Origin of the sequence: Parabacteroides sp. CT06, from assembly GCF_002257605.1 — a bacterium.
GTDB classification, from domain to species: Bacteria; Bacteroidota; Bacteroidia; order Bacteroidales; family Tannerellaceae; genus Parabacteroides; species Parabacteroides distasonis.
Genome location: NZ_CP022754.1, coordinates 5,322,444 through 5,349,345, shown reverse-complemented (window position 1 = coordinate 5,349,345; position 26,902 = coordinate 5,322,444). Strand labels below are relative to the sequence as shown.

General features: G+C 46.2%; 18 protein-coding genes. 4 read left to right on the top strand and 14 right to left on the bottom strand.

From position 1 onward, the window contains the following. From CI960_RS23020 to CI960_RS23010, 3 genes are all read left to right on the top strand, one after another. Positions 1–2,466 carry a bifunctional UDP-N-acetylmuramoyl-tripeptide:D-alanyl-D-alanine ligase/alanine racemase gene (locus CI960_RS23020; protein WP_005859730.1) on the top strand — a complete coding sequence of 822 codons (2,466 nt, stop codon included), beginning with the start codon at positions 1–3 and terminating at the stop codon, positions 2,464–2,466. Positions 2,467–2,601: 135 nt separating this feature from the next. After that, positions 2,602–3,459 carry an enoyl-ACP reductase gene (locus CI960_RS23015; protein WP_005859732.1) on the top strand — a complete coding sequence of 286 codons (858 nt, stop codon included), beginning with the start codon at positions 2,602–2,604 and terminating at the stop codon, positions 3,457–3,459. A 1-nt stretch (position 3,460) separates the two neighbouring features. Further along, positions 3,461–4,063, top strand: coding sequence for an L-threonylcarbamoyladenylate synthase (locus CI960_RS23010; RefSeq protein WP_005859734.1), 603 nt, complete (start codon positions 3,461–3,463; stop codon positions 4,061–4,063). Here the strand turns inward: CI960_RS23010 and CI960_RS23005 are convergent. The 3 genes from CI960_RS23005 to CI960_RS22995 form a co-directional block, all read right to left on the bottom strand. Continuing rightward, a complete protein-coding gene (locus tag CI960_RS23005; protein ID WP_005859737.1) occupies positions 4,042–6,675 on the bottom strand; it encodes a glycoside hydrolase family 2 TIM barrel-domain containing protein in 2,634 nt (877 codons plus the stop codon). The genes CI960_RS23010 and CI960_RS23005 overlap by 22 nt on opposite strands. A gap of 113 nt (positions 6,676–6,788) precedes the next feature. Beyond that, on the bottom strand, positions 6,789–8,444 hold the full coding sequence (locus tag CI960_RS23000; RefSeq protein ID WP_005859739.1) for a SusD/RagB family nutrient-binding outer membrane lipoprotein: 1,656 nt from the start codon (positions 8,442–8,444) through the stop codon (positions 6,789–6,791). A 16-nt stretch (positions 8,445–8,460) separates the two neighbouring features. Beyond that, positions 8,461–11,493, bottom strand: a complete 3,033-nt coding sequence (locus CI960_RS22995; RefSeq protein ID WP_005859741.1) for a SusC/RagA family TonB-linked outer membrane protein — start codon at positions 11,491–11,493, stop codon at positions 8,461–8,463. 625 nt (positions 11,494–12,118) lie between these two features. Here CI960_RS22995 and dgt point away from each other — a divergent pair. Then, complete coding sequence (dgt, locus tag CI960_RS22990; protein WP_005859743.1) at positions 12,119–13,444, top strand: dGTP triphosphohydrolase; 1,326 nt, start codon at positions 12,119–12,121, stop codon at positions 13,442–13,444. Positions 13,445–13,459: 15 nt separating this feature from the next. On the opposite strand, the gene rsgA is transcribed toward dgt, so the two are convergent. From rsgA to folP, 11 genes are all read right to left on the bottom strand, one after another. Further along, positions 13,460–14,392 carry a ribosome small subunit-dependent GTPase A gene (gene rsgA / locus CI960_RS22985; RefSeq protein WP_005859746.1) on the bottom strand — a complete coding sequence of 311 codons (933 nt, stop codon included), beginning with the start codon at positions 14,390–14,392 and terminating at the stop codon, positions 13,460–13,462. Positions 14,393–14,487: 95 nt separating this feature from the next. Continuing rightward, positions 14,488–15,051, bottom strand: a complete 564-nt coding sequence (gene frr / locus CI960_RS22980; protein WP_005859749.1) for a ribosome recycling factor — start codon at positions 15,049–15,051, stop codon at positions 14,488–14,490. A gap of 127 nt (positions 15,052–15,178) precedes the next feature. After that, entirely contained in the window at positions 15,179–16,345 is a 1,167-nt protein-coding gene (locus CI960_RS22975; RefSeq protein ID WP_005859751.1) for an MFS transporter, read from the bottom strand. 3 nt (positions 16,346–16,348) lie between these two features. Then, complete coding sequence (locus tag CI960_RS22970; protein WP_005859753.1) at positions 16,349–17,221, bottom strand: carbohydrate kinase; 873 nt, start codon at positions 17,219–17,221, stop codon at positions 16,349–16,351. 18 nt (positions 17,222–17,239) lie between these two features. Further along, positions 17,240–19,048 carry a DUF4980 domain-containing protein gene (locus tag CI960_RS22965; protein ID WP_005859755.1) on the bottom strand — a complete coding sequence of 603 codons (1,809 nt, stop codon included), beginning with the start codon at positions 19,046–19,048 and terminating at the stop codon, positions 17,240–17,242. A 128-nt stretch (positions 19,049–19,176) separates the two neighbouring features. Beyond that, a complete protein-coding gene (locus tag CI960_RS22960) occupies positions 19,177–21,840 on the bottom strand; it encodes a substrate-binding domain-containing protein (RefSeq protein WP_005859758.1) in 2,664 nt (887 codons plus the stop codon). A gap of 110 nt (positions 21,841–21,950) precedes the next feature. Continuing rightward, positions 21,951–22,661 carry a UMP kinase gene (pyrH, locus tag CI960_RS22955; protein ID WP_005859761.1) on the bottom strand — a complete coding sequence of 237 codons (711 nt, stop codon included), beginning with the start codon at positions 22,659–22,661 and terminating at the stop codon, positions 21,951–21,953. A 157-nt stretch (positions 22,662–22,818) separates the two neighbouring features. Further along, positions 22,819–24,021: an acetate/propionate family kinase gene (locus CI960_RS22950; RefSeq protein ID WP_005859763.1), complete on the bottom strand. Its 1,203-nt coding sequence runs from the start codon at positions 24,019–24,021 to the stop codon at positions 22,819–22,821. A 26-nt stretch (positions 24,022–24,047) separates the two neighbouring features. Further along, positions 24,048–25,061, bottom strand: a complete 1,014-nt coding sequence (gene pta / locus CI960_RS22945) for a phosphate acetyltransferase (RefSeq protein WP_005859765.1) — start codon at positions 25,059–25,061, stop codon at positions 24,048–24,050. A gap of 127 nt (positions 25,062–25,188) precedes the next feature. Beyond that, on the bottom strand, positions 25,189–25,974 hold the full coding sequence (gene cdaA / locus CI960_RS22940; protein WP_008772898.1) for a diadenylate cyclase CdaA: 786 nt from the start codon (positions 25,972–25,974) through the stop codon (positions 25,189–25,191). A 34-nt stretch (positions 25,975–26,008) separates the two neighbouring features. Then, the gene (folP, locus tag CI960_RS22935) at positions 26,009–26,848 is read right to left on the bottom strand and encodes a dihydropteroate synthase (RefSeq protein ID WP_008772899.1); all 840 of its coding nucleotides are present in this window, start codon (positions 26,846–26,848) and stop codon (positions 26,009–26,011) included. Positions 26,849–26,902: the final 54 nt, after the last annotated feature.

The following is a 26,902-nucleotide window of genomic DNA, read 5'->3' as shown; positions in this document are numbered from 1 at the left end:
ATGGAATACGCAATTAAAGAAATAGCAAGAGTTATCGGTGCTAAAACAAACCAATTGCTTGACGATACGGTCAGTTTATTGTTGACTGACAGCCGTCGTCTCTCCTTCCCGGAAAAAAGCCTCTTCTTCGCCTTGAAAACCAAGACGAACGACGGACATAGATATATACAGGAACTCTATAAACTTCGTGTTCGCAACTTCGTGGTAAGCGATATGCTACCGGAGTTCGAGAGCATGAAGGACGCAAACTTCCTGATCGTAAAAGATACGTTACGAGCTTTACAAAAACTGGCGACTCACCACAGGAAGCAATTCAACATCCCCGTGATCGGCATCACCGGTAGCAACGGAAAGACGATCGTAAAGGAATTCCTCTATCAACTGTTGCATAACGAGTTCAACATCGTACGTTCGCCTCGGAGCTACAACTCCCAGTTGGGGGTTCCTCTCTCGGTATGGCAGATGAGCGAGAAAAATACACTGGGCATCTTCGAGGCCGGTATCTCACAACCGGACGAGATGGAACGCCTGCAACCCATTATCGCCCCCACGATCGGTATCATCACGAATATCGGGGAGGCTCATCAAGAGAATTTCCTCTCCTCCAATCAGAAATGTATGGAGAAGCTGACGCTTTTCAATGATTGCGAAGCCATTATTTATGATGGGGATGATTTATTTATCGCCAATTGTATCGAATCGGCTTGCCTTTCTCATAAAGCGATCGCATGGAGCCGTACGGACTCCGAGGCTCCTTTGTTTATCGAGTCTATCGATAAGAAAGAGTTTGAGACGATCATTCACTGTACTTTACTGGGCTTCAACCGGGTCGTTACCATTCCGTTCACGGACGACGCTTCTATCGAGAACGTGATCCATTGTATGGCGGTTATGCTTTACCTAAAACCCACCAGCGTAAACGACGTAACAAAATTCTTGCATCTTGAGCCGGTGGCTATGCGATTGGACGTAAAGCAAGGTATCAACAATTGCCTGTTGATAAATGATACCTATAACTCGGATATCAACTCCTTGGATATCGCGCTCGATTTCCAACAAAGCCGCCGGGTAGGCAAGCAATTAAAGAGCACTTTAATCCTCTCCGATATCCTTCAATCGGGCACCTTGCCGAAATCTCTATATAAGAAGGTCGCCGATTTGGTTCGCCGTAAGAAGATAGATCGTATCATCGGTATCGGCCGCGACTTAAAGGAATATGCTTCCGTCTTCGAGATCGAGAAGGAGTTTTACACGACCACCGAGGAATTTATCAAGTCTCCTTCCTTCAAGAAATTCAAGGATGAGTTGATCTTGATTAAAGGTTCCCGCCATTTCCATTTCGAGCAGATCTCCGAGTTGTTGGAGAAGAAAGTGCATGAGACGATCCTAGAGGTAAATCTGGACGCGATCGTACACAACTTCAATCAGTATCGTTCCAAGCTAAAGCCGGAGACTAAGATGGTTTGTATGGTAAAAGCTTTTGGTTATGGAGCCGGCTCTTACGAGTTGGCGAAGACCCTTCAAGAACATCGTTGCGACTATCTGGCCGTGGCGGTAGCCGACGAGGGAGCCGAATTGCGTAAAGAAGGCATCTCGATCCCCATTATCGTCATGAATCCGGAATTCAGCAGTTTCAATGTCTTGTTCGAGAACCATCTGGAACCGGAAGTCTATAGCTTCCGCCTATTGGATGCCATGATCCGGGAGACCGAGCGCAGAGGGATCACCTCTTACCCTATCCATATCAAGATCGATACCGGCATGCATCGCCTAGGGTTTCAACCGGAGGATGTCCCGGCGATCTGTGAACGCTTGAGAGCGCAATCCGGGGTTATCGCCCGTTCGGTCTTCTCTCATTTAGCCGGAAGCGACTCGTACGTCTTCGATGATTTTACCCATCAACAATTGGATAAATTCACCAAAGCCGCAGGGGAACTAGAAAGCGGGTTAGAGTATAAGGTAATCAAACATATCCTAAACTCCGCGGGAATCGAGCGTTTCGCCGCTTATCAAATGGATATGGTACGTTTAGGTATCGGTTTATATGGAGTAAGCGCATCCGGACAAAAAGGCTTACGGAATGTCAGCACCTTGAAGACAACGATCTTACAAATACAAAACGTACCCGCAGGGGATTCGATCGGTTATAGCCGTATGAGTTATGTGAAACGTGATTCCCGGATCGCTATCATCCCGATCGGATACGCCGACGGACTGGATCGCCACTTCAGCAACGGAGGTGGGGAGGTCTTGATCAATGGACAACGCTGTCCGATTATCGGCAACATCTGCATGGACGCTTGCATGATCGATGTCACCGACATCCATGCGCAAGAAGGCGACGCCGTAATTATTTTCGGCGACGAACTACCGGTGAGCGAACTTTCGGATAAACTGAAAACAATCCCTTATGAGATATTAACCTCTATCTCGCCTCGGGTAAAGAGGGTTTATTTCCGGGAATAAGAAGTAACCGCCAACAAAGAATGGCTCTACCTTGTTTTAATATCAAGGCACATATTCAAATGTCAGGCTATGATATTCATTTGCGTATGTTGCACATTTTGTGTATGTTTGTGCCGTAATTAATAAACAAGAGGTATGAGTCATAATTTATTGAAAGGCAAGAGAGGCATTATCTTCGGTGCGCTGAACGATATGTCTATCGCCTGGAAAGTGGCAGAAAGAGCCGTAGAGGAAGGTGCGACTATCACGTTAAGCAATACGCCTATCGCTGTTCGTATGGGTCAGGTAGATGCTTTGGCGGAGAAGTTGAATGCGCAGGTAATCCCGGCGGACGCAACCAGCGTAGAGGATCTGGAGACCGTATTCGCGAAGTCAGTGGAAATATTAGGTGGTAAAATAGATTTCGTTTTACATTCTATCGGTATGAGCCCGAACGTACGCAAGAAACGTACGTACGATGATCTGGACTATGGAATGCTGGAAAAGACGTTGGATATCTCCGCTATTTCTTTCCACAAGATGCTACAGGTAGCAAAGAAACAAGACGCTATCGCCGAGAATGGTTCCGTGGTGGCATTAAGTTACGTGGCCGCCCAGCGCACGTTCTTCGGATACAACGATATGGCGGACGCTAAGAGCCTGTTGGAATCTATCGCCCGTAGTTTCGGTTACATCTATGGCCGTGAGAAAGGCGTACGTGTGAACACGATCTCCCAATCCCCGACAATGACAACCGCGGGTAGCGGCGTGAAGGGAATGGAACACTTGATGGACTTTTCTAACAAGATGAGTCCACTGGGTAACGCCAACGCCGACGAGTGCGCGGACTATTGCGTAATGATGTTCTCCGACTTTACCCGCAAGGTAACGATGCAGAACCTATACCACGACGGTGGTTTCTCAAGCATGGGTATGAGCCTCCGGGCCATGAACCAATATAGTAAAGGATTAGAGGAATATACAGACGAGAACGGACACATTATCTACGGCTAATATGTTAGTGAGAATCTATCCGGAGAATCCGAATCAAAAAGAAATAGACAAGGTCGTCAAAGTCCTGCAGGACGGCGGCCTTGTCGTTTATCCTACCGACACGGTATACGCCATCGGTTGCGATGCGCTGAACGTACGTGCGGTAGAGAAAATATGTCAGATGAAAGGGGTTAATCCACAGAAAAGCAACCTGTCTATCATCTGCTACGACCTGTCTAATCTTAGTGAATACGCCAAGGTAAGCAACGCCGCTTTCAAGCTGATGAAGAAACATCTGCCCGGTCCTTTCACCTTTATCTTACCCACCAGCAGCGAGCTTCCAAAGATTTACAAGAACCGGAAAGAAGTCGGAATCCGTGTACCGGACAATAACATCACCCGTACATTGGTACAATCCTTGGGAAATCCAATCCTAACCATGTCCATCCGTGACAAGGATGAGGTGATCGAATATACGACAGATCCGGAATTGATACACGAGAAATACGAGCATCAAGTGGATATCGTAATCGACGGCGGTTTCGGAGGATTGGAAGCCTCTACGGTTATAGATTGCACGACGGATAATTTCGAGATCGTACGTCAAGGCAAAGGAGAATTGTAGCTATCCACCACGATTTGTATTCGCTCTTCCGGCAGATTAGCGGGAAACTCCAAGCTTATTTCTTGTTGGTCACCCGGCATTAGCGTAATATAGTTATCCGAATAATGTACCGGTAAGATTCGTTTGCCTGTCTCCTTATCAAAGACCTTGATACGGTTGAAGAACGAGATCTGCGAATCAGCGCTCAGACGGACTGTACCTACGAAATTCGATCCTTCCTTCTTGATCTCGGTCTTGATTCCCGGTCTTGACTTCGGAAGTTGAGATAAGCTGGTGTAGTCTTTCGGCTCGGTTGTCAGCCAATAAATATTGGGGACATCCGCATTCAAGGCCAGCCGTAAGAAATAAGCGCCTTTGATCCCTTCCGGAACGGGGATATCCAATAATTCCTGTACCGTATTCGCCTTGGCGCTCGCTCTCGTCTCTTTCTCCCAAAGCAGTTTGCCTTCCAGATTATAGATACGGGCTACAATCGATAAATCCGTATAATCTTTCAGGGTCGTATTCAACAATCCCGCCTTACGGGTTACCGGGTTATAATAGGCATGTAAGGGCTCACAGCCTTTCCGGGTTCCGTACAAGGAAGCATTTACATCGAGAGACCAATCATACATTTGCCCCCGCAAGGATGTCCATGGATTCTGGGTTTTCCAGATCAAGATACCCGTATACCAATCCCACATATGAGAGGCCCAGCCTTCCATAAAACTACGATATTGGTCATAGTTCACGACTTGGGCATACTTACAATAAGTCTCGATATCCTTCACCTCCCCATAACGCTCCAGATGATCGCCATAGCCCAGATCCTTATGATACCGCCACGTATAATTACGGGTCAAACCTTTCCTTGGGAAACCGGCCAAATCCTGTTCCGTCATCATCTCCCGCATACTCTCGACCTCCGGGGAACCAACCGATCCGGCTTCCGGATTAAACGGATGCGAACGGAAGCTAAAGAACCATTCCGGCTCTTGTATACCGTAAGGACCATCCCCATTATCCCCCAAAAAATTCCGGGTAAACAACGTATCTGTCGAGAAACTCACGAAAAGACGCTCCGGATCTAACCGGGGGAAAACCTCCTTTCTCAAACATTGATCGATATCTTTAGCTAAAGGCCATTCATTCGCCCCACACCAGAAACAAAGACTCGGATGGTTACGGATCATTTTCACTTGATCTTCCACGGAGGCGATAAATAAATCATGATTATCGGGATATTCCCAACGACGCTCTCGGGAATCCATCTTGGTCGGGTCCTCCCAAGCGCCATTGCAATCACCACTGCCCCACAGATCTTGAAAGACTAAGATACCGAACTCATCACAGGCGTTATAGAATTCCGGCCGTTCCACCAACGCACCTCCCCATACACGGATCATACGCAGATTCATTTCCGCATGGAAACGTACCTCATCCCGATAACGTTCCGGAGAGAGACGAAGCAACCAATCGGAATTAATATAGTTACCACCCGTGACATATATTTTCTGTCCGTTCACGAAGAAACGGCGTCCCCCGTTATCCGGGCATTTATCGGAAGTAATCTCCCGGATACCATAACGCAACCGTTCCCGGTCACTCACTTGATTCCCGATCTCAAAAGAGAGGTTCATATCATATAAAGGCTGCTCGCCGATACCGTTAGGCCACCATAAACGAGGATTCTTTACCGCTAAAGGATTCAAGGATACCGTTTTCTTCTCGAATGGCGATAAAGTAACCGGCTGGGTTAAGCGGGTTCCGTTCGTCTCACAAACCAATAGCCCCTTTAAGGAAGTGCTCCCGGTATTCTCTAGCTCGACAGAGGTATTCACAAAAGCCTCCTTTTGAGTTTTCGTTTCCGGATCACGTACGCCGGGTACCTTGGTCACGACATAAGGAAAGGAGAGGCATACCGGCCCGGTTGTCGTAATAGATACCTCATCCCAAATACCCGTATTCCGGTCTCGTACAGGTTGTATCCAGTCCCAACCCGGCGTATATTGCATCGTATTATTCCGGGCGATCTGCCCATCACCCCCTTGTCCGCCATTTGGATTTCCGACATGTGTAGGTGGATAAACCAATACCGCTAATACATTCGGGGCATCCGTACGAAGATAAGGAGTTATATTAAACGTCTTCCTCAAGAACATACCCTCATGGGTATTCCGGTTGATCCGCTTACCATTTAAAAAGATTTCCGCCTTATAATTGATTCCCCGGAAATTCAACCAGACATTACGCCCCTCTGGTAAAGCATCGATAGTAAACTGACGGGTAAACCAATACGTATAGAAATCATTGCCGACTTCATGTATATCGGGAATCAAATTGTTATTCAACCCAAACTCAGGGGCCGGATACAAACCATTCTCCAAAAGCGTTGTCAACACCGTACCCGGTACACGAGCCGGTAACCATCCTGTTTTATCCAAAGGCACCGCGCTCAACCGGTTCCCATCCATTTTCACCTCATTCGCTTTCCGGGCATACCAATCTGAGTGAATCAAGGTTTTCTCTCCCGGTTCCGGGATCACCAACAAGGCTTGCCCCTCCGCGGATACGGGCTTTGACCAGCAAGCCAGGCAAAGCCAACAAAATAAATAAATACATCTGTTCATCATATAATCTTAGATTTATCCTTCTAAAGTAGTACAAAATTCAGAAGGGCCTCTTCGCAAACTCGAAGAAGCCCTTTCATTACATATTATTTAACAATAAGACCTATTAATGCCGATTAGAAATTACCTACACCAGCTTTGTCCCACCATACATGAGTACCACCTTTATCACCAGAGATCGAACCCGTATTCTCTTGATTCAGCAGCTCGATGCCTTTCTGTAATTCCGCATTATTGGTGTTAATTTCCGTATCTGAGTAGATCAAGCGACGAACTTGTTCGTTAGTATTGATATCACCGTTACTCAAGTTTACACGATTCGGGAATAATTTAGGATAGCCTGTACGACGGTATTCAGCCCAAGCCTCACAAGACAATGGGAAGTTAGCGATCCATTTCTGAGTAATGATACGTTGCAACTTCTCCTCCTTACTAGCACCTTCGTCCCATTTAACACCTAGTGTATTCATCGCCTTTATACTATTTTCCGCCTTAACCGGGTCAACAAAGTCAATCTGTCCACTGGTTCCATTGAGATAAGCGTCTATTTCCGCATCTGAGATAGAAGTTACACCTGCAATACTGCCCTTATAAGCCAATTCGTTCTTGATAGAAATACGAATGCCCTCCTCATATAGATCTTTAGCGCTACCTCCCATGCTCCAGCCACGTAAAGCACCTTCAGCACGTAAAAAATAACCCTCAGCAACTTTCATGACAGGGAAAGCGGTCGTATAAGTGCAAATCACTTTAGAGAAATTACCCCATTGATTTGGCTTAGAAGGTAAGTTACATCCGCCGCGAACACCAAGATACTTTGTCCCCTCCTCAATTGTCGAGCCATCTTCACAAGTAACAGCCGCTTGATTCTTGGTCACATACAAAGGTAAACGAGGATCTTTGAAACCTTCCAACATCGTGATTAAGCTAGCATTCATTCCACAATCACCCCACTCAAACATACGAGTCAACTCATTGCTCAAACCTTGGTTGATCAAGATATCACGATCAGCGGAAGTCAATACGCCTCCTTGAACGGCTTCCTCCGCTTTTTGCTTCGCCAATGTAGGGTTCACCTTTACGATACGCATAGCCAAACGTAGTTTCAATTGATTAGCGACCTTCTTCCACAAAGCGATATCACCATTACACCAATAGTCAAATGCTTGCATATCCGCAACAGATGCAGTTCCCTTAAATCCAGCGATCGCTTCATCCACCAAAGTAAACAAAGCATTGTAGACACTTTCCTGAGTATCATAAGAGAAAGAAGCTCCACCCGTAGGATCTTCGATAACAGAACTATAGGCCACTGGGCCATAGGCATCCGTCAACATCTGGATCGCATAAGCTTGTACGACACGCATCATCGCTCCATAATCACTTAAGCCTTGCTCATCACAAGAAGCAATCAGACGACGGGTATTGTTGAAAATATGAAGATATACATTCTCATACATACCACCACAGAAACCACGGTTCAACGCATAATCAACATTACCGGAACCATTAAAGTTATGTGGAGTCATGAAGTAGCCGCTAAACAAATCAATATTTAGGTTGAAGCAATATTGGAACAAGTTCTGCTGCGGAGCATAGACATAAGAGAATGGCTCCTTAAATTGGGCAGAGAACGGAAGTTCATCTGGATCAACCTCATAGGGATCAGTATTTAAATTTTCAAAATTATCTGTACAGCCCATGGTCATAACACCGGTAGATACTACCAAAGCCGATACAGCGGCATATTTTAAAATTCTATTTAGTTTCATAAGATATACTCAAGATTTAGAAATTAAGTTTTAAATTCAAACCAAAGCTACGAGATGTTGGCAACGCAAACATATCCACACCTTGCCAGCCATTGCCTGTACCAGCCGCTACATCCGGATCCATAGGAGCATCTTTATAGAAGAAGAACAAATTACGTCCAATGATAGAAGCCGTCAAATTCTTATTCGCTCCAAATAAGTTACGGAACGTATAACCAAATGACAACTCACGCAAACGAACATTAGTCGCATTGTAAACATACTGAGAAGTCAAGATATTAGAGTTATAACTTGTACCTCCAGTCGTCGTGTAATATGCTTTAGGATCAAATGAAACACCATCAATCACAACTTCACCTGCATCACGAGCGGCACCCGAACGCTCTGATACGCCCCAACCATCCAAGGTAGCTTCCGTCATTGACAAGACCTTACCACCGACCTTAGCATCAATCAAGAATGACAATGTAAAATCTTTGTAATGGAACGTGTTAGTCCAACCCATGTTTACTTTTGCGTTCATATCACCGACATATACCAAATCCTTATTATCCGTACCTCCCAACTCAGGAGCGCCAGATTCAGTTTTCACCGGCTTACCATTATCGTCTCTCTTGAAATCACGAACATATAAGTCACCAAAATGACCACCTTCAGTCAAAATCACTTTCGCACCTGTACAATAGCTAGCTAATGTCCAATCTTTCAACTCATTCGATAATTCAATGATTTTATTATTATTGTAAGAGAAATTGAAATTCGTACTCCAGCTGAAATTGTCCGTAAACTGATTATACCAACCTAAGCTAACCTCAAAACCTTGGTTTTCTACGTTACCGGCATTGATATAACGGTTCTTCAAACCAGTTTCCCAAGGAGCGGTAATATTAAAATATTGATTCTTCGTATTGGTCTTATAATACGTCAAGTTTACATTGAAACGATTCTGGAAGAAAGTTCCATCAAAACCAACCTCTAAAGAGTTCGTCTTCTCTGGCTTCAACGTTCTAAAAGCAGCTTCTTCTGGCGGGTCGATAGATCCTTGGTCACCAATCGTATAACGTTTATTGGAAGCATAGATAGGCACATCGTTACCCACGATAGAATAAGAAGCACGCAATTTAAATAGGTCTACATTCTTTCCAAAGTCCAAGAATTTATCCAATAGAGCACTTACACCAACAGACGGGTAGAAAAAGGATACACCATCCGTAAACGCCAATGAAGAAGACCAGTCGTTACGAGCGCTGACATCCAAGAACAAACCTTCCTTATATCCAAACTGAGCAGTAGCGAACACAGAGTTCAAGCGTTTTTCTTTCAGAGTCTCTGTGGTTTGCATCGTATAATAGTTCTTCGGGGAGAAGATGTTCGGATAATAAGCACCCGGGGTTATCACACCGTTATTTACTTTAAACTCCTTATCACCCCAACCGATCAATTCGATGCTAGATGCGCTTGTCTTCGTAAAGCTACCACCAGCAGTAACGGACAATGAATAAGTCTCATCCCAAGTTTTATTATAACTTGCTAACGCATCGGCATATGTTTGCTCACTGAAAGTCCGGGTATCTTTCATGGTACCCAATAAATTTCGTCCCGCGGTACTAGACGCATATTCGTTCAAGATCCATTTTTCATCACCACGTTCATAACGCAAACGCCCCGTAACAGAAAGACCTTCCATGATATCATATTTAACACTACCACCAAATTCATAACGGTTACGGTCCGTGATAGGAGTCTGACGATTCAACATCCAGTAAGGATTGGAGAATTGCTCTTGTTTCGTATTCGTCCAGTTATGAACATTCACGTTACGAACCCCGTCATATACTTCATAGTTACTCTTGTAGTAATCCCAATCCTCACCTCTCGGGAACAGGTAGGCACCTGTAATCGGGTTATTCAAATAACCGGCAGAAGGCTGATTCTCGATATGCTGCTTGTTGTAGCGGGCACTTACATCCACATGTACTTTCTTCCACAAGTTAAAGCCAACCTTAGCCATTAAATTATGACTTAAATAATCATTCTCCGGCATAATACCATTCGATGAGACATTCGCGTAAGAGAAATAAGAAGAAATATTCTCCGTTCCACCAGATAAAGAGATAGAGTTATTCGTTGTATAACCCGGTTGATAGAATTTACGTGCGTAATTCGGAGATGTAGCTCCTAATTTACTTCCCCAGCTAAATGTGCCCTCGTCACTCATACCATAATTATTTTGGAATTTCGGCAAAGACATGGCTGATTCGACCGTCGTATTACTAGATACATTAATAGCGACCTTACCGGCTTGTGCGGATTTTGTCGTAATCATGATAGCACCATTGGCCGCTACCGCACCATACAAAGCAGCGGCGGAAGCACCTTTCAACAATGTAATCTGCGCGATATCATCCGGATTGATAGTAGACATAGCGTCACCACCATCACGTTCGCCGCCATAGGCCATCTTCACCTGCGAATCAGATACGCTCATCATCATAGGGACACCATCCACAACAATCAACGGTTGGTTACTACCGCTAATAGACTTATTACCACGGAATAAGATCTTAGAAGAACCACCCGCACCCGTAGAGTTCGGGGTAATCTGCAAACCAGCGCTCTTTCCTTGTAAAGAGTTGATCATATTCACATTCTTAATCTCGTTCAAGTCCTTACCGCCTACCGTTTGTGCGGAATAAGTCAAAGTCTTTGATTCACGTTTGATACCCATCGCTGTTACGACAACCTCATCCAAAGCCTCTGCGTCTGAAACCATCGTAACATCGATTTTCGTACGGCCATTCACTGGCTCCTCAATCGTTTTCATACTCAAATAAGAGAATACCAAAATAGAGTTTGCGTCAGCCTCTAAGGTATATTTTCCATCAAAATCAGTAATGGTACCGGTTGTAGTACCTTTTACTAACACGTTCACTCCTGTTAGTGGTTCATTTAGATCCTTGTCAATGACGACACCACTAATCGTTAGTTTCTGTGCATATCCTGTAACACACAGAAAAAACGCCAATAATAAGATAAATGACTTTCTCATGAAAAATCGTTTTTGATTTAAGTGATTCTACATTTGTGCTTTTTTAATTTTCATACTCTTTTTAGAGAGATCGGGCTCTCTTTTCTTTCTTTTTTAGTGCATAGGCATTTACTCTTTTTTGTTTAAAGTTATTATTATATTCATACAAAAATCTCTTTCTATTTAAAATCAAACGGTTATATTTTAAATAATAATAACAACGTAGTATCATTAGAACTAAGTCGTTTTCATGTTTTGACAGACAAATATATATATAATAACTATACATACAAGTTAAAACGTAACAAAAATCAGTATGTTCCTCACTTTTTCAGGTGTTTGCGATAACACATAGTCAAATTTTCATCATGCCTCAATAAATTAAATATGTTAATTTGATTTAGTTCTAATGAAACTAACAACAAATTTCAATTAACATAATTTTCCTTCATTATCTTCTTCCTCCTATAACATCCAATCACTATCTGACTATCATCTTGGAATAAAATTACAGCTCTATTTACAAGCTTCGAAAACAACTCAATCAGGAAATTAACCATTAACTCTAATTTCTTCCACAAATATTCAATGATTTGCACAGATTATCTCTACATTTGCGATATATATATATATTAATGTATTGACTATGAACTGGACCCAGCTATTATCCGGCAAGCGTTTTGGGATGGAAGAGTATCACGAGCGGAAACATGAGAGAACTGATTTCCAACGAGATTATGACCGTTTAATTTTCTCATCCCCTTTCCGAAGACTACAAAACAAGACACAGGTATTCCCCCTGCCGGGAAGTATCTTTGTGCATAACCGACTTACACATAGTCTGGAAGTATCCTGCGTAGGACGTTCATTGGGTAATAACGTAGCGAAAGGGCTTATCCAAAAATATCCGGACGGCAGTATCAACTTCCCAGAGATAGGTTCCATCGTATCAGCCGCTTGCCTTGCCCATGATATGGGAAACCCTCCATTCGGGCATTCCGGAGAGAGAGCGATCTCCGCTTACTTCTCCGAAGGGAATGGGCGAAAACTAGAAGAGAAAGTACGGAAGGAACGGGGACGCTGGGAAGACTTCGTCCATTTTGAAGGTAACGCAAACGCCATGCGGTTGCTGACCCATCAGTTCATTGGACGCAGGAAAGGGGGATTTGCCTTAACATATAGCACATTAGCCTCTATCATCAAATATCCTTACGCATCCATCTATTCAGGAAAGAAAGGGAAATTCGGCTTTTTCCAGTCGGAGGAGGGAAGTTATCTGCAAATCGCCCAAGAGCTAGGGATCGGGCATAACCCGGAAGCCCCGGACAAATTTCTTCGTTACCCGTTAGTTTACTTAGTAGAGGCGGCAGACGATATCTGCTATCAAATTATGGATATAGAAGATGCTTGCAAACTACATATCCTGACCACCGAAGAGGCCATACAACTATTATTGGGATTTTTCGAAGGAGAGCGGTTGGAGCATATCCGCAAGGTCATGCATATGGTAGACGATACCAATGAGCAAATCGCCTATCTTCGTTCTTGTATTATCGGGCTATTAGTGGATGAATGTTCCCGTGTCTTTTTAGAGAACGAGGAAAGCATCCTCAATGGTACCTACAGCACTCCGTTAATCAGTAACATATGCGATCAAGCCAAGCAGGCTTACGCTAATTGCTCGGCTACAGCATACAAGAAAATATATAAGGCAAAAGAAGTACTCGACATTGAATTAGCCGGTTATCATATTTTCAGCCATCTGATCGACAGCTTGACCGAGGCCGTGATGAACCAAGAGCATGCTTACAGCAAACTGCTCTTACAACGGATACCGGAGCAATATGACACGAACGCTCCTACTACATATGGCAAGATACAATGCGTACTCGATTATATCTCCGGCATGACCGATGTATATGCGCTCGATCTATACCGTAAAATCACCGGTATGAGCCTGCCGGCCGTTTGATGTTGTAATAATGTGTTAGAATTCTTCCCGGTACTTGCTTTCCATGCGATCATCCAAGATGCTTAGATAGCTTTTATAGCGGGACTCGCTGATTAGCCCATCGTTAACGGCTTGAATGACGGCGCAGCCCGGTTCATGACGGTGCGTGCAGTTATTGAAACGGCATTCTTCCGAGTATTTAAACAACTCCCGGAAATAATGGGAGATCTCAGCGTCCGCCATCTCGATCGTTCCAAATCCTTTGATACCCGGAGTATCGATCAAATAGCCTCCCCCGGGAAGGGAAATCATCTCGGAAAAGGTGGTCGTATGCATTCCTTTGTTATGATATTCGGAGATATCACCGGTACGGAGATTCACCCCCGGCACCAGTTTATTGATAATCGTGGATTTTCCGACACCCGAATGGCCGGACAAAAGCGTAATCTTATCTTTTAGATCCGCTTTCAAGGCATCCAAACCTTCCTCGGCCCGGGCACATAGCGTCGAACAGGGATAACCAATCGAGGTATACAACTCGATTAAATTCTCCAACGCTCTTTGATCCTCATTATTATAACGATCAATCTTATTGAAAACTAATTTAACGGGAACACGATAAGCCTCGGCTGTCGCCAAGAAGCGATCGATAAATATCGTTGTTGTTATAGGATAATTCACTGTAACGATCAGCATCGCCTGATCCAAATTCGCGGCGATAATATGCGATTGCTTCGATAAGTTAGAGGCACGACGGATGATATAGTTCTTACGCTCCTCGATCTCTGTAATAAAAGCGGTTCCTTCTTTATTAATATCGATTACGACACGGTCTCCTACCGCGACCGGATTGGTACTCTTTATGTCTTTCAGACGAAAGTTACCCTTGATCTTACTCTCTATATCTCGCCCGTCTTCCGTACGGACCGTATACCAACTACCTGTGTTTTTTATTACCAGTCCCCTCATGAGAATTGAAAATTGAGAATTGAAAATTGAGAATTGGAATAAGGACTCAATGGGGTTCCTTAATTCTCAATTCCCAAGTTTCAACTTTCAATTATTTAAACGGTCATTACTTCTTTTTCTTTAGCGGCGTAAAGCTCATCGATCTTTTTGATAAACTTATCATGGATTTTCTGAACCTCTGCCTCGGCATCTTTCTCTACGTCCTCGGGAACCCCATCAGACTTGATGCTTTTCTTCAAAGCCTCGATAGCGTCACGACGAGCGTTACGAACGCTGATCTTCGCGTTCTCCGCCTCCTGCTTACATTGTTTCACCAATTGACGGCGACGCTCCTCAGTCAACGGAGGAATACCTAAGCGGATCACCTCACCGTTATTCTCCGGCGTGATACCTAACTCAGAATCCAGAATACCTTTCTCAATATCGCGGATGATCTTCTTCTCCCACGGAGTGATCATGATAGTCCGTGCGTCCGGAACCGTCACCGTAGCCACGTTAGTAAGAGGAACAGGCGCCCCATAATACATTACCTTCACACAATCGAGGATTTTCGGATTAGCCTTACCAGCCCGAATGTGAGACAATTGCTCGTCCAGATACTCAATGGCGAACGTCATCTTCTCTTCCCCTGCTTTGATCAATTGTTTCGTATCTATCATAAATATACGTTTTTTGTTTGCGAATCTTTTAATTAACAAAAGTAATAAAGATTTCCAACTTCGCAAACATATAATTAAAATACTCCCTAACAAAAGATTTATAATACCGTATAAAAGCTTATCGCCCTCACTGTTTACTTAACTTAGGCGTAAAGAATAGTAAGTAGGCTACGCCCACGCACAACACCAGCACTGCTCCTACTTGAGAAGCCAACATATCGGATGCCACGCCCATAAAGATCGGGAAGATCGTGCCGCCAAACAGTCCCATAATCATCAAACCGGACACCTCATTCTGCTTATTCGGCATAGAAAGCAGAGCTTGGGCGAAAATAATGGGAAAGACGTTCGAGTTTCCAAAGCCGATCAAGGCGATACAAGCATAGATGATCTCTTTCGAATGAAATAGCAGCAAACCGATCATCGCCAATAACATCAAGAAAACACTAAAGGCGAAGAATCCTTTCGGAGAGACTTTTCGCAAGATAAAAGCCCCGGAGAAGCATCCCGCCGTACGGAATATGAAATAGAGGCTCGTGGCGAAGCCTGCGTCGGCCAACGTCATGCCCAGACGTTCCATCAAGATCTTCGGGGCGGTCGTATTCGTCCCTACATCGATCCCCACATGGCACATGATACCGATAAAGCAAAGCAGGATAAAAGGCTTGCCCAGCAAAGCCAGACATTCGCCAAAGGTGGAGGGCCGCCCCTCCTCTTTGGTCTCGTGGATAGTGGTAGCTCCCAATAGCAGGATAGCGATCACGGCGATCACCATATAGACCGGAAACAAGACACGCCAACCGAGTTCCATCGACGGTATCGCTTGGGTAGCACCCCACATGGCGATATAAGGCGCCAAGAAGGAGGCGATCGCCTTCACGAACTGACCGAATGTCAAAGAACTAGCTAGTTTATCCCCGCTTACGATATTCGATAATAACGGGTTCAAGGAAGTCTGCATCAAAGCGTTGCCGATACCCAACAGGGAGAAGGATATCAACATGACCATATATGCGTCGTCGAAGATCGGGATCATTAGCGAAAGAAACGTTACGATCAAGCTCAATAACACGGTCTTCTTCCGCCCGATACGGTTCATCAACATCCCCGTCGGGACGGAGAAGATCAAGAACCAGAAGAACACGAGCGACGGGAAGATATTCGCCTCCGAATCACTCAAGCCTAAATCCGCTTTCAGGTAATTAGAGGCGATTCCCACTAAGTCCACGAATCCCATGGCGAAGAACGCCAACATCACGGGAATCAATTTCAAGGATGAAGTCTTCTCGCTCATGGCTTATAAATCTTTAGGGTAAGCAGGCCATGCGCCACTCTGCGTACAAACATAAGCGGCTACTTTTACCGCTTTCTCATGTGCCTCACGTAAAGGTTTTCCGGTTAAGATCGATGAAATAAACGCCCCGGAGAAAGAATCGCCGGCGCCTACCGTATCTACCACCTGTACCTTCGGGGTAGGAATCGTAGAGACCTCCTCCTCGGAAAAGATCGTACTATACTCCGCCCCGGCCGTAAGTACCAAATAGCGCAAACCATATTTCTTCATGAACCAGCGACACATATCCTCTATCGTGCCTTCCAGACCAAACATCGGGCGAAGCATTTCCAATTCCTCATCATTGATCTTGAATACGTTCGCCAATTCGAGCAACGATTCGATCAATTCCTTCGAGTAGAAATGCTGGCGGATATTGATATCGAAGAAGCGCAAGGCATGACTAGGCATATAAGAAAGTAAGGTACGAAGCGTCTCACGAGATTCCGCAGCACGTTGCGCCAATGTTCCGAAGCATACGGCGTCCGCACGTTTCATCAGGTCGATAGACGCTTGGGTAAGCGGGATATGATCCCATGCCACACCTTCGATGATCGTATAGGAAGGGATGCCGTTCTTTAGCTCTACCATCACGCTTCCGGTCGGATATTCCACCGTACTGATATAATTACTATCGATACCGTTCTTATCCAATTCCTGAATAATCTCGGTTCCGAACACGTCGTTGCCCACGGCACTGATCGCATAACCTTCCGCTCCTAATTGGGTAGCGTGATACACAAAATTGATCGGCGCTCCACCGGCTTTCTTCACGTCCGGGAAGACATCCCACAATAATTCACCAATGCCTACTACTACAGGTTTACTCTTTTCCATGATATATTTTGTTTTTAATTATTTGAAGGGATAAATGGTTAATGACGTAACCGTGAACGCTCCTCCCTTGGCATGAAAGCTAATGCGATTATACGGTTCTTCCGGGAAGACTAGGTTGGTCATGACAAACTCCCCATTCCCGTCGAAAGCCTCTATGCTGGATTTATCTACCAGCAAACGCAAGGTATATTCCTTAGCGGCGGAGATCGGGGCCGAGGTAGCCGTGGCGAATGTCTTGCTGAAATCCGTGATCCCGCTGTTACGGCGATCCATCGTGAACGTATTATCCAGAAGATTATAACGCATCTCCACCTCCTCGCCTTTCGAGTTAAACAGCTGGAAGCTCATGATATCGGCCCCGTTGTTCTTAAACTTGATCTCGATCTCATAGGTTCCCGTCGGATCGGGAAGTACCGGATTGACCTCATGGGAGCGGTCCACCTTGAAGGAACCTTTCTTCTGGGCTTTCCCTCTCAACTTCAACACCTCGGGAGACGGGGTGCTGCTCAAGTACGTCTGCCCGTTTTTCGTATAAAGAACCAAGTCGCGAGGAACCGAATTCGCACTCCGGTATTGCAAGGTCGGCACGTTATTCGCGTATTCCCAATTGCTCATCCAAGCCAAGGCGATCTTCCGGTCCTCCGGGGCGTTACTCCAAGTTACCGTAGCGTAATGATCCTTGCCGTAATCCATCCATTTGGTCAAGGCCGGGGATTCATTCACGAACTGTTTCCCATCGAACGCACCTACGAAATATTGGGTAGCGGAGCCGCCAAACGGACCACCGGGGTTGATATTACAGATCAAGACCCACTTCTTCAATTCCGTGCCCTTCACCGGAAGCTCGATCAAGTCCGGGCATTCCCAAACGCCCGCATGCGCTCCTTGTCCTTCCCCGAAACTGCTCTCATACGTCCAGTCCTTCAAATTGGGAGAAGAATAGAGTTGCATCTCCTGCCCTACGGCGAGTACCATGATCCATTTATTGGATTCCTTATGCCAGAAGACTTTCGGGTCACGGAAATCACGTTGCGTAGAAGTAAGGATCGGATTCCGGTCATATTTCTTGAACGTTCGGCCGTTGTCCAAGCTATAGGCCATACTCTGCACTTGCCGGTCGCTGGCCGAGGTATAGAAAGCCACGATAGCGCCAGCGCCAAACCCCGCGGTATTATCCTTATCCACCACACAGCTACCGCTGAAGATCGTACCCAAGGCATCCGGGGCGATCGCCACCGGTTGATGCTCCCAATGAATCAAGTCCTTGCTGATCGCATGCCCCCAGTGCATATTCCCCCACATCGAGCCATACGGATTGTATTGATAGAACAAATGATACTCACCATCCTTGTACACCATGCCGTTCGGATCATTCATCCATCCCCAAGCCGGCGAGAAATGATAGGCCGGACGGAATTTCTCCCGGTTAGACGAATCAAACTGATCGGATAGCTTCATCTCTTTCCAGCAAAGAGCCGATTCCGGGGCAAGCTGGAAGTTGAAGGAGATATGCTTATCCGCATACCCCGAGAGATCTACCGGAACGAAATAATCCACCTTATTCACCGCCAAACGAACATTGAAAGTCCGTACCACGTCATTATCGACAATCATATACAACTTGGATTCCGGCGAGGACTCCTCGACCGGAAGCAACAAATATTTGGCTCGCGCATCCACACGGACAATGCTTTGCCCTTCGCCCAGATGCTTTATATCTATAGTACGTTCTGCCGCATATCCGGCCAACGGATCGACCGCGCTCAATAAAATGATACCGACAGCCATACATAAACTCTTCAGAAGTCTCTTTGTTTGTTGTTTCATAAACGAACGGATTAAAGGATAATATTGTTTGATTCTCCGCCAAAATTAATAGGATTCTTCCGGATAGAAAAACACTTATCCCTTAAAGGTGAGGAGATATGACATTTGTGATAAAGATCGTACAAATGTTATTGATACTCGGTAGGCGTAACCCCGTAGACCGCCTTGAAGCATTTGGAGAAGTAAGCGGGTGAGGAGAAACCGGTTCGGTAAGCGACCTCGCTCACCGTGTACGCGTTCTGCCTCAACAACTGGGTCGCCTTATTCAAGCGATAGGTACGCAAGAACTCGACGGGTGAGGTTCCGGTAAGCTCCTTGATCTTCCGGTGAAGGTGCCCCCGGGATAATCCCAAGGTCTCGCTTAGTTTCTCCACATTATATTCGGGGTCCGCGTAAACGGCCTCGATCTGTTCCGCGAACTTACGCAGAAAGGCGTCATCGATGCTCTCCACCTTCTCCGGCTCGGACAGAAGGAGCTTATTATCCCGCAACTTCTCCAACAAACGTTCCCGTAACTTCCGGCGCTCTTGCAATAGGTGGATAATCTTGATCTTCACGTAATCCGTATGGAAAGGCTTCTGTATATAATCGTCCGCTCCGCCGGTAATCCCGAAAATCCGTTGGCGCTCATCGGTCAAGGCGGTCAATAAGATCACCGGGATATGGCTAAAGGGAAGTTGCGACTTGATCATCCGGCAAAGTTCGAAACCATTCATCTCCGGCATCATCACATCGCTTACTACCAATGATATCTCCTCCTCTTCCAATACCCGCAAGGCATCTTTCCCGTTCGCGGCCGTCCGGGTCTTGAAATGAGGGCTAAGCTCACGTTCCAAAAAGCAGCGAACCTCATCGTCATCCTCGGTGATAAGTATCGTATAAGGATAGGTTTTGGAAAGCATCTTATGGGTTTCCGAATCGTCCAACCGGGAGGCTTCGTAGGCTTGATGGGATACGGACGTTTCCATCAGGTCGCTATCCTCGAAATGCGCCTTTCCTTTCCGCAGGCAAACCGTAAAGGTAGTCCTTTGTCCCGGCTCGCTCTCCACACGGATCTCCCCTCCGTGCATATGTATATATTCCTTTACCAAATGTAATCCGATCCCAGTTCCCATCGACCGATCCTCCGTATAGAAACGGTCAAACAAATGCGGAAGGTTACCGGGTTGGATACCACTTCCCGTATCGATAACCTGTATAAAAACCCGATCCTCCTCTTCTGTCAGCTCTATCCGCACGCTACCTCCCTCCGGCGTAAACTTAAAGGCGTTCGAGAGAAGATTGACAAATACCTTCTCCAACAGGTCCGGATCGATCCATAGCGTACATTGTTTTATCGAAGAAGTGAACGTATAGGCGATCGCACGTACCGAGGCCATACTGTCAAAATAAGATTTGATCTCGCCAACGAAAGGGACCAAATCGATTTCCCGTACCGCTAGTTTCTCTTGCTTGCCTTCCACCTTCCGGAAGTCCAAGATCTGATTGATCACACGCAACAAACGGTTGGCGTTCTTCTGGATCAACCCGAGATCCGAGGCGTAAGGAGATTCCCGCAAGGAGATTATCAGGCGATCCAAAGGAGCGAGAATCAAGGTCAAGGGCGTACGTACTTCGTGAGAGACATTCGTAAAGAATTGGAGTTTCTGCGCCGTCACCTCTTTCATCTCCGCGTTCAAGGAGATTAGCTTACGATTCGCCTGCCTCATCTTCCGGTTTATGTAAAAGGCGTAAATGGAAAGGGCGATAAAACCGATCATCAATAAGGAGATCACCCCTAAAGAGTTTCGCAGGAAATAAAACCGGTCGGACAAACCGTCGATGCGGGAACGCTGCGCCTCGATACGTTGCCTATATTTCTGGAGTTGGTCCGCTTGCAACAATAAGGTGCGGGCAGACTGATGATCTACCGGAGCCGTACGAAGAGGGATAAACTTATCCACCGGCTCCCCTTGAATGATACGCATAGCCGTGCGAATCACTTGCTCCCCTCCTGTCGGATAGAGGAAAGAGGCATTGATCCGTCCATCTTCCACGGCTTCCAGACCGGCACCCGCCACGGCATCAACGCCGATAATCCGCAACTCCCGTCCTCGGATGGAATCCCATGCCATAAAGTATTCCCGGGCGGCTATGGCCATCATGTCGTTATGGGCGTAAACGAAATCTATCTGCTCGGGATGCTCTAACTTCCGAAGCTCCATCCGGGCGGTATCGACCAGCCATTGTCCTTCTATCTTACGGAAAGAAAGATCCTCCCTTTCTCGCAAGGCATCGACAAAACCTTTATGTCGCTCTTGCGCCGGGGAGGTTTGCGTGAGTCCCCATATCTCTAAGATAATAGCGTTCGGGGGAAGATAATTGGCGGCGTAATTGCCTGCCGCTAGTCCGATCTCATAATTGTTCGCCCCGACAAAAGAGGTGTATTGATCGGTATTTACCTTGCGATCTGTAATGATCGTCGGGATTCCGGCACGGTACGCTTCCTCGGCAACTGCCGTGATCGGCTCGGATTGGTAAGGGGAGATGATCAAGACATCCACCTTTTGGCGGATCAAGTCTCGTATTTGTTGTATTTGTGTCTCGTTATTGTTTTGCGCGTCCTTTATAATAATTTCCACGTCATCATAGTTGGAGGCTTCGATACGCATATCGTTAATCATGGCTTGCCGCCAAGCATCGTCCAGCATACATTGGGAGAGGCCGATAACGTGCTTCTTCTGTTTCCCCGAGCTTGTGCAGCCACACAAGACGATCAAGGTTAACCATACTAGTAAAAAGGGATGCTTCATATACAAGAATAAAGGTCTAACGTATTTGCCACAGGGCTGGCACAACCTTGCCATGCCTGTGGCACGACAGTACCACCAGCATGGCACTGCCGTGTCATCGGTTAATGGCACTAATTATGCACCAGTGTCCCGATATTCTCTCCGCTCATCACTTTCTTCAAGTTGCCGTTGGTATCCATATCGAATACGATGATCGGGAGGTTGTTCTCTTTACACATCGTGGTAGCGGTCAAGTCCATTACCTTCAGGCCCCGGGTATAGATCTCATCATACGTAATATCGGAGAACTTGGTAGCCGTAGGATCTTTCTCCGGATCAGCGGTGTAAATACCGTCCACACGGGTACCTTTCAGCATGACATCCGCCTCGATCTCGATACCTCTCAAGGAAGATCCGGTATCCGTAGTAAAGAACGGATTACCCGTACCGCCGGACATGATGACCACGTTACCTTGTTCCAGCAACTCGATCGCACGCCATTTATTATAGAACTCGCCGATCGGTTCCATACGGATAGCGGTCAAAACCTTCGCATTCACGCCTTGAGCGACCAATGCGGAGCTAAGCGCCAAGCTATTGATTACCGTCGCCAGCATACCCATTTGGTCTCCTTTTACCCGATCGAAACCTTTGGAAGCGCCACTCAATCCACGGAAAATATTACCGCCACCAATCACGATACCGATCTGTACGCCCATCTCGGCGATCTCCTTGATCTGTGCCGCATATTCATTCAAGCGGACCTCATCGATCCCATATTGTTTACCACCCATCAGCGACTCCCCGCTTAATTTTAATAAGATACGTTTGTATTGAGCCATGTTTTGTATATATTTAATATGTAATTCCGCAAAAGTAACGAATAATCCGATATTCGCATAAAAAAGATCGCCCCAACCGGTGTCGGGGCGATCTAAACACTAACCCCGTGTTTTGTAAGCTGCGAGGATTAGCTAAAATTATATGAAACGTTACTGGTTATTTTTTATCTAAGATCTCCAAGGTATCGGCAGCGATCATGAATTCCTCATCCGTAGGAACGACGATGATAGTCACCTTACTGTCCGGAGTGCTGATTACCATCTCCTCGCCACGCATGCCCTCGTTCTTCTCTACATCGATCTTCATGCCCATGTATTCCATGTTCTCACAAACCGCACGACGGGTCGCCCATTGGTTCTCGCCGACACCACCGGTCCAAACCAAGATATCACAACCACCCATAGCGGCGGCATAAGCGCCTATATATTTCTTGATGCGGTAGTTATATACGTTCAAGGTCATGATCGCACGCGGATTTCCGGCAGCTACGGCAGCCTCGATCTCACGCATATCGGAAGAGATTCCGGAAAGACCGGCAACACCACTTCTCTTATTGATCAAGTCGGAAAGGCCGGCACCATCCATGCCTTCCTTATCCATGATGAAAGACAAAGCACCCGCATCCACGTCGCCGCAACGAGTACCCATCAACAGACCCTCAACCGGAGTCAAGCCCATGGAAGTATCCACGCTCTTACCATTCTTGATAGCGGTGATAGAACCACCGTTACCTACGTGAGCCGTGATAATCTTCTGATCCTCATAAGGAACACCTAAGATCTCGCAAGCACGACGGGATACATATCGATGACTGGTTCCGTGGAAGCCATAACGACGTACGCCATATTTCTTGTACATCTCGTAAGGCAAACCATACATATACGCATAATCCGGCATGGTCTGATGGAAAGCCGTATCAAACACCGCTACTTGAGGAATACCCGGGATCAAAGCCTCCATCGCCCGAACACCCTTCAAGTTAGCCGGGTTATGAAGCGGAGCCAAATCAGAGCACTCGATTACCTTATTGATTACATCCTGATTGATCAATACACTGGAAGCGAACTCCTCGCCACCATGTACCACGCGATGGCCCACGGCATCAATCTCCTTATAGTCCTTGATGCAGCCATAAGTAGCGTCGGTCAACACGCTCAGGATAAACTCGATGCCTTCTTGATGGCCGGGGATCTCTCTCTCGATAACCACCTTCTTGCCATCCTTGTCCGTCAATTTCAAGAACGCGCCCGGCAAACCGATTTTCTCGATACCGCCTTGAGCCATAACCTCACCGGAGGTCATATCGAATAACTTATATTTGATAGAACTACTACCGCAGTTCAATACTAGAATCTTCATATTATTAAGTCGTTAGGATTATTATATTATTTTGCGGATTTCAAACCGATGGATTGATTACAAGCGATCGCTACCATCTTATAAATATCGTCTACGGAGCAACCGCGAGACAAGTCGTTCACCGGAGCAGCCATACCTTGAAGGATCGGACCGACAGCCTCAGCGCCACCCAAACGTTGAACCAGCTTATAAGCGATATTACCCACCTCCAAAGTCGGGAATACCAAAACATTCGCTTTACCGGCGATCTCGCTACCCGGAGCTTTCTTGCTACCTACAGCCTCAACCAAAGCCGCATCGGCCTGCAACTCTCCGTCGATCTTCAAATCCGGAGCCATCTCCTTAGCCAAACGAGTAGCCTCCACTACCTTATCTACCATCTCGTGAGAAGCGCTACCCTTCGTAGAGAAGCTCAACATAGCCACACGAGGCTCAACGCCTACGATATTACGAGCCGTAGCGGCGGTAGCGACAGCGATGCTAGCCAACTCTTCCGCATTCGGATTCGGCATAACCGCACAATCGGCAAATACCAAAATACCATCATCCCCATATTGAGGAGTCTTCGTGAACATAAGGAACGCACCGGAAACACACTTCATGCCCGGAGCCGTCTTGATAATTTGCAAAGCAGGACGCAATACATTACCCGTCGTGTTCTCAGCGCCGGCGATCTCACCGTCAGCGTCACCCGCCTTGATCATCAAACAAGCCAAGAACAAAGGATCTTCAACTAGAACCGCAGCCTTCTCGGGAGTCATACCCTTCTTTTGGCGAAGTTGGAAAAGCAAGTCTGCATACGCGGCTTTCTTCTCGTGATTTTTCGGATCGACAAGAGTTGCCTCACCGATGTGGTTCAGTCCGAAACCAGCCGCCAACTCCTTGATCTCAGCGGGGTTTCCAATTAAGATAATGTCTGCTACACCGTCGGCCAGTAATCGGTCGGCAGCTTTAAGGGTTCTTTCCTCGGTACCTTCGGGAAGAACAATACGCTGCTTGTCAGCTTTAGCGCGCGCAATAATGTCTTGCATTAAATCCATAGCGGAAGATATTTTATATTATTTAATAATTGTACTCGTAATCCGGCTACAAAATTAGGCATAATGCAATATAGAGTTTACAAAATAGGCAAAAGAATTACAGGTAGAGATACCAGTTTCAGATCTTTTAACAGTAATTCGTCACTTCCCGCTCCCCGGAGAGTATTTGTTGCAGTTCTTCCGCTGTCACATTCACACTTAACTTACCTTTATGGGCCACGGAGATCTTTCCTCTCTCCTCCGAGACAATAATAACCAGCGCATCTGTCTCCAATGACATCCCCAACCCGGAACGATGGCGCAATCCCATATCCTTGGGAAGGGTAGCGTTCTGGGCGACCGGCAAGATACAACCGGCCGCCTTGATCCGGTTATCGGCTATGATCATGGCACCATCATGCAACGGGCTGTTCTTAAAGAATATATTCTCGATCAAGCGGGCATTTACATCGGCGTTGAACATCTCGCCCGTATGCTCATAGATAGTCAAGTCCATATCTTGCTGGATCACGATCAAGGCACCCGTCTTTTTCCGGGCCATATTCATACAGGCCAAGACAACAGGGGCGACAAACTTCCCTTCTTTCTCCGGATCGCCTCCTCGCTTGGAAAAAAGTTTCCCTAGGAATTTCCAGCCCCGGTGCGAACCTAACGCCAACAGGAAACGGCGGATCTCGTCTTGGAAGAGGATTACCAAAACCACGAAACCTACGCTAATAAACTTATCCAAGATGGCCCCCATCAACCGCATCTCCAATACCTGCGAGATCAAGATCCATACGACGATGAATGATACGACTCCACTGAATATAGCCAATGTGCCCGAGCTTTTCATCAACTTATAGGTCTGGTACAGGAAGAAAGCCACCAGCAATACGTCAATCAAGTCTTTTATACCGAAATGCATCCACATAGTTAATTGAGAATTGAAAGTTGAAAATTGAAAATTATTTGTTGGTCATTTGACCTATGACGCGAATGGCTTCCACTGCTTCCCTCACATCATGTACACGAAGGATATTAGCGCCGTTCAAGAGAGCGTACGTATTCAATACAGTCGTTCCGTTCAGGCTATCCGCAGGGGTTCCACCCAGTAATTTATAAATCATGCTTTTACGGGAGACTCCAACTAATAAAGGCAACTCAAAAATAGAGAACTCCTTTAAATGGCTCATCAATTGGTAATTCTGCTCCAACGTCTTACTAAAGCCAAAGCCGGGATCGAGGATGATATCATTCACCCCTAAAAGCCGAAGCTGGCGTACCTTCCGGGAAAAGTACAGCATGATCTCCTCCATCATATCCGGGTAATCAGTATGCCTCTGCATAGTTTGAGGGGTTCCACGCATATGCATCATGATATAAGGCACCTTCAAATCCGCTACCGTTTGGAACATATCCGCATCCAACTCACCGCCGGAGATATCGTTAATGACAGCCACTCCATATTCCTCTACGCAACGACGGGCAATCCCCGCACGAAACGTATCTACGGACACCGGGATATCCGGGTAATGCTTATTTAATATATGTAAGGCAAACTCCAAACGGCGCATCTCTTCCTCCGGGGTAACCTCAGCGGCATCCGGACGGGATGAATAACCACCGATATCGATCCAATCCCCTCCCTCCGATAAGATTTCCCGGATACGGTCCTCGATAGCGGTCTCGGTCTGTTTGCGGCTGCCCGCATAAAAAGAATCAGGGGTAATATTCAAGATTCCCATCACCAACGGTGTCGCTAAAGAAGTAAGTGTCCCTCTAATATTGAGCGTTTTATCTAACATGATCTTTCCTTATTTCCAGCAAAGATACAGGTTTCTCTCTTAAAATCTCCTTCT